Source organism: Streptococcus sp. 210928-DFI.4.42 (assembly GCF_020554365.1).
GTDB classification, from domain to species: Bacteria; Bacillota; Bacilli; order Lactobacillales; family Streptococcaceae; genus Streptococcus; species Streptococcus parasanguinis_S.
The window spans coordinates 1-9561 of the sequence record NZ_JAJCHF010000037.1 but is presented as its reverse complement, the minus strand read 5'-3'; the positions used below and the strand labels follow the sequence as shown (position 1 = coordinate 9561).

General features: G+C 42.4%; 9 protein-coding genes. 3 read left to right on the top strand and 6 right to left on the bottom strand.

Annotated elements, in window-relative coordinates:
* Positions 1–108 precede the first annotated feature (108 nt).
* A complete protein-coding gene (mutY, locus tag LIZ08_RS09965) occupies positions 109–1263 on the top strand; it encodes an A/G-specific adenine glycosylase (protein ID WP_156672266.1) in 1155 nt (384 codons plus the stop codon).
* Between the two features lie 26 nt (positions 1264–1289).
* On the opposite strand, the gene LIZ08_RS09960 is transcribed toward mutY, so the two are convergent.
* The 5 genes from LIZ08_RS09960 to LIZ08_RS09940 all read right to left on the bottom strand — a co-directional run bounded on the left by LIZ08_RS09960 (position 1290) and on the right by LIZ08_RS09940 (position 5543).
* The gene (locus LIZ08_RS09960; protein ID WP_227038791.1) at positions 1290–1637 is read right to left on the bottom strand and encodes a thioredoxin; all 348 of its coding nucleotides are present in this window, start codon (positions 1635–1637) and stop codon (positions 1290–1292) included.
* Between the two features lie 257 nt (positions 1638–1894).
* The gene (locus tag LIZ08_RS09955; RefSeq protein WP_049499034.1) at positions 1895–3610 is read right to left on the bottom strand and encodes a phospho-sugar mutase; all 1716 of its coding nucleotides are present in this window, start codon (positions 3608–3610) and stop codon (positions 1895–1897) included.
* 148 nt (positions 3611–3758) lie between these two features.
* Positions 3759–4319: an ECF transporter S component gene (locus LIZ08_RS09950; RefSeq protein WP_125826345.1), complete on the bottom strand. Its 561-nt coding sequence runs from the start codon at positions 4317–4319 to the stop codon at positions 3759–3761.
* The gene (gene coaC / locus LIZ08_RS09945) at positions 4316–4855 is read right to left on the bottom strand and encodes a phosphopantothenoylcysteine decarboxylase (RefSeq protein WP_024056114.1); all 540 of its coding nucleotides are present in this window, start codon (positions 4853–4855) and stop codon (positions 4316–4318) included. Before coaC ends, LIZ08_RS09950 begins: the two co-directional genes overlap by 4 nt.
* Before the next feature lie 10 nt (positions 4856–4865).
* Positions 4866–5543, bottom strand: a complete 678-nt coding sequence (locus tag LIZ08_RS09940; protein ID WP_227038790.1) for a phosphopantothenate--cysteine ligase — start codon at positions 5541–5543, stop codon at positions 4866–4868.
* Between the two features lie 175 nt (positions 5544–5718).
* Here LIZ08_RS09940 and LIZ08_RS09935 point away from each other — a divergent pair, with 175 nt between their 5' ends.
* Positions 5719–7389 (top strand): formate--tetrahydrofolate ligase, encoded by a 1671-nt coding sequence (locus LIZ08_RS09935; protein WP_227038789.1) that lies wholly within the window; start codon positions 5719–5721, stop codon positions 7387–7389.
* 73 nt (positions 7390–7462) lie between these two features.
* Here LIZ08_RS09935 and LIZ08_RS09930 read toward each other — a convergent pair whose 3' ends face one another.
* A complete protein-coding gene (locus LIZ08_RS09930) occupies positions 7463–8806 on the bottom strand; it encodes an MATE family efflux transporter (RefSeq protein WP_227038788.1) in 1344 nt (447 codons plus the stop codon).
* 95 nt (positions 8807–8901) lie between these two features.
* On the opposite strand from LIZ08_RS09930, the gene LIZ08_RS09925 reads away from it, so the two are divergent.
* A complete protein-coding gene (locus LIZ08_RS09925; RefSeq protein ID WP_049471712.1) occupies positions 8902–9456 on the top strand; it encodes a GNAT family N-acetyltransferase in 555 nt (184 codons plus the stop codon).
* Positions 9457–9561: the final 105 nt, after the last annotated feature.

The window sequence follows — 9561 nt, the reverse complement described above, 5'->3', positions numbered from 1 at the left end:
CTCGACAATCCAAAAATAATTGAGAGGCTAGGACTTTTGTCCCAGCCTCTTTTTCTTTATAAAATCAGAATTTCTATACTCTAACTCATTCTGTGGTATACTAGGAATATGTTAGATGTAAAAGATTACGGGATTACCATGTGGGAGGAGGAAAAAATTGCTTCCTTCCGAGAAAAGTTATTAGCCTGGTATGATGCCCATAAACGGGATCTTCCCTGGAGAAGGACCCAGGATCCTTATAAAATTTGGATCTCAGAAATTATGCTCCAGCAGACACGTGTCGATACGGTGATTCCTTATTATGAACGTTTTTTAGACTGGTTTCCGACGGTCGCTGATTTGGCTCAAGCCCCTGAAGAAAAACTCTTAAAAGCTTGGGAAGGCTTGGGGTATTACTCACGTGTCCGCAATATGCAGAAAGCTGCCCAGCAGATAATGGAAAATCACGGAGGAGTGTTTCCATCAAGTTATGAGGAAATATCTAAACTCAAGGGAATTGGGCCTTATACAGCTGGTGCCATTGCTAGTATTGCCTTTGGATTACCAGAGCCAGCAGTGGATGGCAATGTCATGCGTGTTCTAGCTCGCTTGTTTGAGGTGGACTACGATATCGGAGTTCCAACCAATCGCAAGATTTTTCAAGCCATGATGGAAATCTTGATCGATCCGGCCCGGCCGGGTGATTTCAATCAGGCCTTGATGGATTTGGGCTCCGATATTGAGTCCCCAGTCAATCCACGTCCGGAAGAGAGTCCTGTTAAGGAATTTAGCGCGGCCTACCAACATGGGACCATGGATCGTTATCCCATTAAGGCTCCTAAAAAGAAACCGGTACCTGTCTATCTAACAGCCTTTATTATCAAGGATAGTCAAGGACGCTACTTGCTGGAGAAAAATGAGCGAGATGGGCTTTTATCAGGTTTCTGGCATTTCCCCTTGATCGAAGTGGATGGCCTATCTGAGAACCTAGGTCAATTATCTCTATTGGATGGGAAGGGGGAAGCAGAGAGTAACCCAGAAATTATTTCTTTTGAACAGGACTATGACTTGGCCATTGATTGGCAAGACAGATCGTATCCTATCGTTCAGCATATCTTTTCGCATCGCAAGTGGCAGGTTCAGATTCGATACGGCCTAGTAAAAGAAGGAGAGCAGCCAGCAAGTGAATCGACGGTTTGGATAACACCAGAAGAATTTTCGTACTATCCTTTTGCTAAACCTCAGCAGAAGATTTGGACGACTTTTTCGGAAAATGAAAAATAGCTAGAGACCGATCTCTAGCTATTTTTTTATAGATGAGCGAATGCTTTGATTTCTTCTTCAGACATGGATGAGTCGCAACGAACAGTGACTTCACCGGATTCGACATGTAAAAATCCTGGGACAGTTGGGATGCCGTAAGTTGAGCGGAAGCCTTGTAATGCGTCTAGCTGACTTGGTTCTTCACTATTAATAAAATAGATATGAGCTTTTGTTTCAGCTACGACAGTTGCTAACTTAGCAGCGAACTTCCGGCAGTAAGGACAAGTCTTGCGTCCGATAAAGAAGGTCGCTGTTTCTTTTTGATCGATCGCTTCTTGCGCACGTGCGACAGTTGTGACTTCAAGATCTTTAATATCTTCTAAAAATTGTTCCATGAGATTACCTCGCTTTCTTCTATGTCTAGTATGCCATATTTTCTATAAAATCGCTGGTATTTGCTACGAAAGAAAGAGAGAGTGGGAGAGAAATCGGTAATTCGTTAGAATTCGATTTCGTCGTCCCACCTCCGCACAGTTGAGTAGGGCTGTAAAAGCTGATAAAATCAGCGTAGTAGAGTCCGCTCAAACACTGCGTCTTGCTCGACAATCCAAAAATAATTGAGAGGCTAGGACTTTTGTCCCAGCCTCGTGTTTTAGCCTACAAATGCATTAATTTCTGCTTCGATATTCGCAATTTTTTCTTTAGCATCTGCTTCAGATTCACCAACTGTGGCGATGTAGAATTTGATTTTTGGTTCTGTACCTGAAGGACGAACGGCAAACCATGAATCATCAGCCAAGATGTATTTAAGAACGTTGCTTGGAGGAGTTGTCAATTTTTCAACGCCGTCAGCAGTAGTAGCTGTTTGTTCCAAGAAGTCTTCTGTCTTAGCAATGTCTGTGTTGTTAAATTGTTTAGGAGCATTGCCACGGAATTTATCCATAATTTTCTTGATTTCAGCAGCCCCGTCCACACCTGAAAGGGTAACAGAGATGGTTTTTTCTGCGAAGTAACCGTATTGTTTGTAGATTTCTTCGATACCATCTGCCAAAGTCATACCACGTGAGCGGTAGTAAGCTGCGATTTCAGCAACGATAAGAACGGCTTGGATAGCGTCTTTGTCACGTACGAATGGTTTGATCAGGTAACCGAAGCTTTCTTCGAAACCAAGCATGTAAGTGTGGTTGTGTTGTGTTTCAAATTCATGGATTTTTTCACCGATAAATTTGAAACCAGTCAAGACGTTAAACATAGTTGCGCCGTAGCTTTCTGCAATCTTAGTCACCAACTCAGTTGATACGATTGATTTACAGAGGGCAGCATTGGCAGGAAGGGTACCAGCTGTTTTGTGAGCTTCAAGAATGTATTTAGCAATGATCGCTCCGATTTGGTTACCAGAAAGGTTGAGGTAAGAACCATCTGGTTGGCGGATTTCAACACCAAGGCGGTCAGCATCTGGGTCAGTTGCAACCAATACATCAGCGTCTACTTTGCGGCCAAGTTCTTCAGCAAGAGCAAAGGCAGCTTGGTTTTCAGGGTTTGGAGATTTAACAGTTGAGAAGTCAGCATCTGGAACGGCTTGAGCCTCAACAACTTGAACAGCTTCAAATCCAGCTTGGGCAAGAGCACGACGAGCCAACATTTCACCAGTACCATGAAGTGGTGTGTAGACAATCTTCATGTCGCGACCGTATTCATTGATCAAGTCTTGGTTGATGTTAACGCCTTTCACTTCTTTCAAGTATTCAGCGTCGACGTTTTCACCGATAACTTCAATCAAGCCACTAGCTTTGCTTTCTTCAAGGTCAGCCAATTGTACAGTGAAAGGATTTTCGATAGCACGGATGTAATCTGTCAAAGCATCGGCATCTGCAGGTGGCATTTGTCCACCGTCTTCACCATATACCTTATATCCATTAAACGGAGCAGGGTTGTGGCTAGCGGTTACCATAATCCCAGCAAATGTGTGGAGATGACGAACAGCAAATGACAATTCAGGTGTTGGACGTAGGCTTTCAAATACATAAGATTTGATTCCGTGTGCAGCCAAAACTTGAGCAGATTCAAAAGCAAACTCAGGAGAGAAGTGACGGCTGTCGTAGGCGATCGCAACACCGCGTTTCTTCGCTTCCTCACCTTTTGAGTCGATTAATTGGGCCAACCCTTCAGTTGCTTGGCGAACAACATAGATATTAATACGGTTGGTACCAGCACCGATTAATCCACGCATACCAGCTGTACCGAATTCAAGGTTGGTATAGAAGGCATCTTCTTTTGTTTTTTCATCCATTGCGACCAACTCATCACGAAGGTAAGCTGGTAATTCAGCAAAGTCGAGCCATTTTTGGTAGTTTTCTTGATAGGTCATGCAAGCGTCTCCTTTTTGCGTTATATTTAATCGCTTTCATTATAGCAGATTTTTTCAGAAAATTCTAGCTATAATTGTAAATCTTTTCAAAAATAATAAGCATTTAACCATTAAAAAAGCCAAGACGAATCTGTCTTGACTTGGAAGATTATTTTAATTTTTCAAGAGATGGAACAACTGCGCTGGTAATGAGGACTGTCGCAACGACTTCGATAAGAGAGTTAGTAGACACAATCAAGCCAAGGAAATTTTGAATTCCGCCTCCAAAACTGTTCCCAAAGAAGAAGTAAATCCCGCTTAAAACGAATACAGTATTGGTCATAGAACCGATCATCCCAGCTACCATAAGCCCTGTACGATTGTGGAACCATCGATAGACAAAATAAGGTGTTACCCCGATGAGAATACGCGGTACTAAAGCGATGAGAAGGGAGTAGAGATTCCCGTGAGGGACAAAGGGACTAAAGAGATAGCTGGCTGGTGTTATAACCAGGGTATTCATGGTGAGGCTAAAGAGTCCCATGAGGAGTCCTAGAATTGCTCCAGTTCGAGGTCCGTAGATAATAGAAGCGATCACGACAGGAATATGAACCAAGGTTGGTTGAATTCCTGATGGGACAAATTGCAAAATGAAGGACGTCACAAAGTGAATGGTGATCATCACGGCAAAAAAGATGGCAATTCGTGAAATAGAGGCTGATTTTCTCATAAACAATTCTCCTTAACAGCTTGGATGATAGTGTCGACAGTGGCTAGAGCTCCAGAACCTTGATCTCCACAAGCGAGAGTAGCCTCTCGAGGTTGGATGATCTGGTAACCATAGTCTTGTAAGAGTTTTAGATTTCGTTGGGTAGCAGGATGATCTAGCATTTTTGTATTCATAGCAGGGGCCAGTAATTTTTTAGTCCTTTGAGGCAAGGCTAGAGCTGTGCTTGTGACCATATTATCTGCAAGTCCCATGGCCAATTTAGCAATGGTGTTGGCACTGGCCGGCGCTACAAGAAAGAGGTCAGTTTCTTTCCCAATGTCGATGTGCTCGATCCGCTGTGGATCGTCTTCCACCATAACCTCTAGGCCTACTGGATTTTTTGAAAGAACTTGCAAGGTTAAAGGGGTGATAAATTTTTGGGCTGAAGGAGTCATGAGGACCTTCACTTCAAATCCCAATTTGGTTAGTTGGCTGGTAATATCAGCAGCCTTATAGGCGGAAATACTACCGGTAACCGCTAAAGTAATGTGTGTCATATGTACCTTTTTATTTGATATAACGTAGGATAGCCTCTGCGATTTCTGTTTTCGTAGAAGCTTCTAGAACGTGATCATCTGTTACTAGATAGGCTTGATGCTGACCGTTCTGAATCTTGGTCAGATCATTGGCAACGATCATGCTGGCATGATTTTTAACCAGGCTTTCACGCGCTACTTGGATCAACTCTGCAGAAGAAACGTCGACTAATAGCTTAAAGCCGATCAGTTGAATGGCAGGGTTCCATTCTTTGACGAGCGAAATAATCTTGGGATTTTTCTTTAGAAAGAGTACTTGGTATTCTTCTTTGGAAGAGATTTTCGCTTCCTGATTTTCACGATGGATAAAGGAATGAAGGTCTTGAGTTTTCTCAACTTCCTCAAGGCCTGTCATGTAAACAGGTGTGTAATCTGAAACAGCCATAGCGTGAATCAAAACCTGATGATGAGGGACTTCCGTTTTCATTTGTGCGACTAGTTCTTCGACATTCTGGATCAATAGAAGTCGAAGCTGTGGGTGAGGATCGGGTTTAAGCGCGGTAGGCGTTGTGATCAAGGTCACCTGATGTCCCTTTGCAAGAGCCATTTCTGCAAGGATTTTTCCTAGGCTCCCGGTGGAATGATTGGTGATCGAACGAACGCTATCAATGGCTTCGCTGGTTCCGCCTGATGTAATTAAAATATGCATATGCTTATTTTACACAAAAAAGATACGTAAGTAAAGTTCTGAAGCTATTAGGATTAGCTATGTGTAGCCATAAAATTCACATAAAAAACGAACGTTCGATTCAAAAGGTGGAAAAACCATGTTATTTTCGCGAATTTTAGGTATAATAGTTCTATCAAATATAAAGGAGTCCCTTATGAAAACAGATATCGAAATTGCTCAAAGCATTGAACTCCAACCGATTGTGGATGTTGTTAAGAAGATCGGTTTGGTAGACGATGATCTTGAATTGTATGGAAAATACAAGGCGAAATTGAGCTTTGATAAGATTCGTGAAGTTGAGAAAAATCCAGTAGGAAAACTTATCTTAGTCACTGCGATCAACCCAACTCCAGCTGGAGAAGGGAAATCAACCATTACCATTGGTCTAGCAGATGCTTTGAATAGAATCGGTAAAAAAACCATGATTGCTATTCGCGAACCTTCTTTGGGTCCAGTTATGGGGATTAAAGGTGGTGCTGCTGGTGGTGGCTATGCCCAAGTTCTACCGATGGAAGACATCAACCTTCATTTCACAGGGGATATGCATGCGATCACAACGGCTAATAATGCCCTCTCAGCATTGATTGATAATCATTTGCACCAAGGAAATGAGCTGGGAATTGACCAACGTCGGATTATCTGGAAACGGGTAGTGGACTTGAATGACCGCGCTCTTCGTCATGTTTCTGTCGGTCTTGGCGGTCCTTTAAATGGGATTCCGCGTGAAGACGGTTTTGATATTACCGTTGCTTCTGAGATCATGGCCATCCTTTGCTTGGCGACAGATATTGAAGATTTGAAAGGCCGTTTGGCCAACATTGTAATTGGTTACCGCTATGATCGTAGTCCAGTTTATGTCCGTGATTTAGAAGTAGAAGGGGCTCTTGCCTTGATCCTCAAAGATGCGATCAAGCCAAACTTGGTTCAAACCATCTATGGTACACCTGCCTTTGTTCACGGTGGTCCATTTGCCAATATCGCCCATGGATGTAACTCTGTATTAGCAACGACGACAGCTCTTCATTTAGCTGACTATACGATTACAGAAGCTGGTTTTGGGGCTGACCTTGGTGCTGAAAAATTCCTCGATATTAAAACTCCAAACTTGCCTACATCACCAGATGCAGTCGTAATCGTAGCGACACTCCGTGCCCTTAAGATGAACGGTGGAGTGACTAAGGATGCTCTGACAGAAGAAAATGTAGAGGCTGTTCGTGCTGGTTTTGCCAATTTGAAACGCCACGTTGAAAATATCCGTAAGTTTGGCATTCCTGCAGTGGTTGCCATCAATGAATTTATCACCGATACAGAAGCAGAAATTGCTGCTTTGAAAGAATTGTGTGCTGAAATTGATGTACCAGTTGAGCTTGCGAGTGTATGGTCGAATGGTGCGGACGGTGGAGTTGACCTTGCTGAAACGCTAGTCAAGACTATTAAAACAAGTCCAGCTAACTACACACGCTTGTATGATAACAACCTTTCTGTAGAAGAAAAAATCGAAAAGATTGTTACAGAGATTTACCGCGGTACGAAGGTGAACTTTGAGAAGAAAGCCAAAACACAAATTGCCCAAATTGTGAAAAATGGTTGGGATAAGTTGCCAATCTGTATGGCCAAAACACAATATAGCTTCTCCGATAATCCAAACGCCTTGGGAGCTCCTGAAAACTTTGAAATTACTATTCGTGAAGTGGTTCCAAAATTGGGAGCAGGCTTTATTGTCGCTTTGACTGGGGATGTGATGACCATGCCTGGTCTACCAAAACGTCCAGCTGCTTTAAATATGGATGTGGCTGCTGATGGAACAGCGATCGGCTTGTTCTAATTAGACGCCTGATGACAAAAAATAACTTCTGTTCAAATGAGCAGAAGTTGTTTTATTATGTACTCGTCAAATGTTATGATGCAAGAAGCTGATGACTGGCTTTGTGGTAGGTAAACCAAAGTTGAAGGGTCATTGGAACCCAAATGAGAGGCTCGCAAAGAATGACTCCTATATAGCCTGTATAGGGAATAATCAGGAGAACAAAGAGAATTTTTCCTGTTAACTCTATAAAGCTAGAAATCAAAGGGGTCAATTTTCGGCCGATACCTTGGAGGGAATTCCCTAAAATCAAGAGGCATCCTAAAACTGGATAGAAGAAAGAGCTGATCTGCAGATAAAGACTGGCATTTGCGATCAAGTTAGGATCGCTAGATCCAGATATGAGGCTTGTAAAGAAGGGGCTTGTAAAGAAGAGGAAAACTGCAACAAAAATGGACCAAATAAGAGAGAGGAGACAAGCTTGTTTAACGCCTTTTTGAATGCGTCGGAATTGTTTAGCACCAAAGTTTTGCGAGGTAAAGGTCGTCATACTTGTAGAAATAGCGGCCATTGGCAGAAGGGCAAAGGACATGATCCGGCGGGCTGAGATTTGAGCACTAATGATGGTCATTCCAAGCTTGTTGATAGCTGATTGTAAGATGACGGTTCCAATAGAGACAATCGAAGACATGAGACCCATTGTCAGTCCTTGGCTAATCAAATCCTGATACAGCCTTTGATCCCAGACAAAATCTTTTCGACTTGGTAAAAGAAAAGGGACCTTTTTGCGGATATAAAAGAAACAAAGAAGTGCGGAGAAGCTTTGAGCAATAATAGTCGCAATTCCAGCAGATTGGACTCCGAGATGTAGTTGGGTAATAAAATATAGATCGAGAAGAATATTGAGAATGGCAGCGATAATCAGGAAGTAGAGTGCCGCTAAGCTATCGCCAACCGCTCTCAGAAGTCCGGCGCAAAGATTATAGGCAAAGGTCACTGCCACACCATTAACAATGGTGGAAATATATAGATAGGACTGAGCTACAATAGCTGATGGGGTCCCTAAAAACTGGAGCAGTGGATAAAGTCCGACAGTACCAATGAAGATCACGAGGAGACTGAGGATGCCACCAATAACAGTAGTTGCTGCAACTGATTTTCGTAATTGGTCTTCGTTTTTGGCTCCATAATTTCTCGCAATAATAATGCCCATTCCATTTCCAACACCGACAGCAAAACCAACGATCAAATCAAAAATAGCAGAGGTTGCTCCAACGGCAGCCAATGATTTTTGACCTAGAAAACGCCCCACAATCATAACATCCGAGGTATTGTAGAGTTGTTGAAATATATTGGACAAAAGAATAGGAAAGGCAAAACTTAAAAGAGCGGGTAAAATAGGACCATCTATGAGGTCCACACGTTGAATTCTTTTCATAGTGCCATTATACCAACTTCAGTAACCGGCGACAAGCATCGATGGTTGAATCCCCTTACATTTTTTGATATAATCGTGTCAGAAAAGGAGGCCTTATGAGCTTAACGAGCCAATTAATCACTGAAACGTTTCCAGATCTGGATAAGGTCGAAAGGCTGAATATCGAAGCATTTCCAGAAGAAGAGCGTGTTCCTTTGTCAGAATTTTTACGCTATACGGACAATGACGATGCCAATTTCTTTGCTTTTTATAACGAGGAAGAATTTGTCGGATTTGCTTTTTCAATCTATAATCAGAAAGCTTTTTATGTCAGTTTTTTTGCCATTATGCCACATTTAAGAAGCCACGGATATGGTCAAGAAATCATTGAAAAATTGGTGGAATTTTACCAAAGGACCATGATTCTTGAAGTGGAACGTTTGGATGAAGAATGTGACAATCTAGAGCAACGTCAGTCTCGGATGGATTTCTATAAGCGAAATGGATTTAAAACTGCCAATGCCTTTTTAGAATACGAAGGACTGAGCTTTGAAATTCTCTATCGGGGTGACCACTTTGACGAAGAGGCTTATCGCGATATTTTCCGTAAACTGCAGGAAGAAAATTATTTCGATTTCCGCATTAAATATAGACGCTTTAGTGACCACTAGACAAGAAGGAGGCTGGGACAAAAATCCTAGCCTCTCAATTATTTTTGGAATGTCGAGCAAGACGCAGTGGTTGAGTGGGCTCTACTACGCTGATTTCATCAGCTT

Coding starts and splice junctions, on each gene's coding strand:
- LIZ08_RS09940 (WP_227038790.1), bottom strand. CDS start 5,543: ATGCATATTTTAATTACATCAGGCGGAACCAGCGAAGCCATTGATAGC.
- LIZ08_RS09930 (WP_227038788.1), bottom strand. CDS start 8,806: ATGAAAAGAATTCAACGTGTGGACCTCATAGATGGTCCTATTTTACCC.
- LIZ08_RS09950 (WP_125826345.1), bottom strand. CDS start 4,319: ATGAGAAAATCAGCCTCTATTTCACGAATTGCCATCTTTTTTGCCGTG.
- mutY (WP_156672266.1), top strand. CDS start 109: ATGTTAGATGTAAAAGATTACGGGATTACCATGTGGGAGGAGGAAAAA.
- coaC (WP_024056114.1), bottom strand. CDS start 4,855: ATGACACACATTACTTTAGCGGTTACCGGTAGTATTTCCGCCTATAAG.
- LIZ08_RS09955 (WP_049499034.1), bottom strand. CDS start 3,610: ATGACCTATCAAGAAAACTACCAAAAATGGCTCGACTTTGCTGAATTA.
- LIZ08_RS09925 (WP_049471712.1), top strand. CDS start 8,902: ATGAGCTTAACGAGCCAATTAATCACTGAAACGTTTCCAGATCTGGAT.
- LIZ08_RS09935 (WP_227038789.1), top strand. CDS start 5,719: ATGAAAACAGATATCGAAATTGCTCAAAGCATTGAACTCCAACCGATT.
- LIZ08_RS09960 (WP_227038791.1), bottom strand. CDS start 1,637: ATGGAACAATTTTTAGAAGATATTAAAGATCTTGAAGTCACAACTGTC.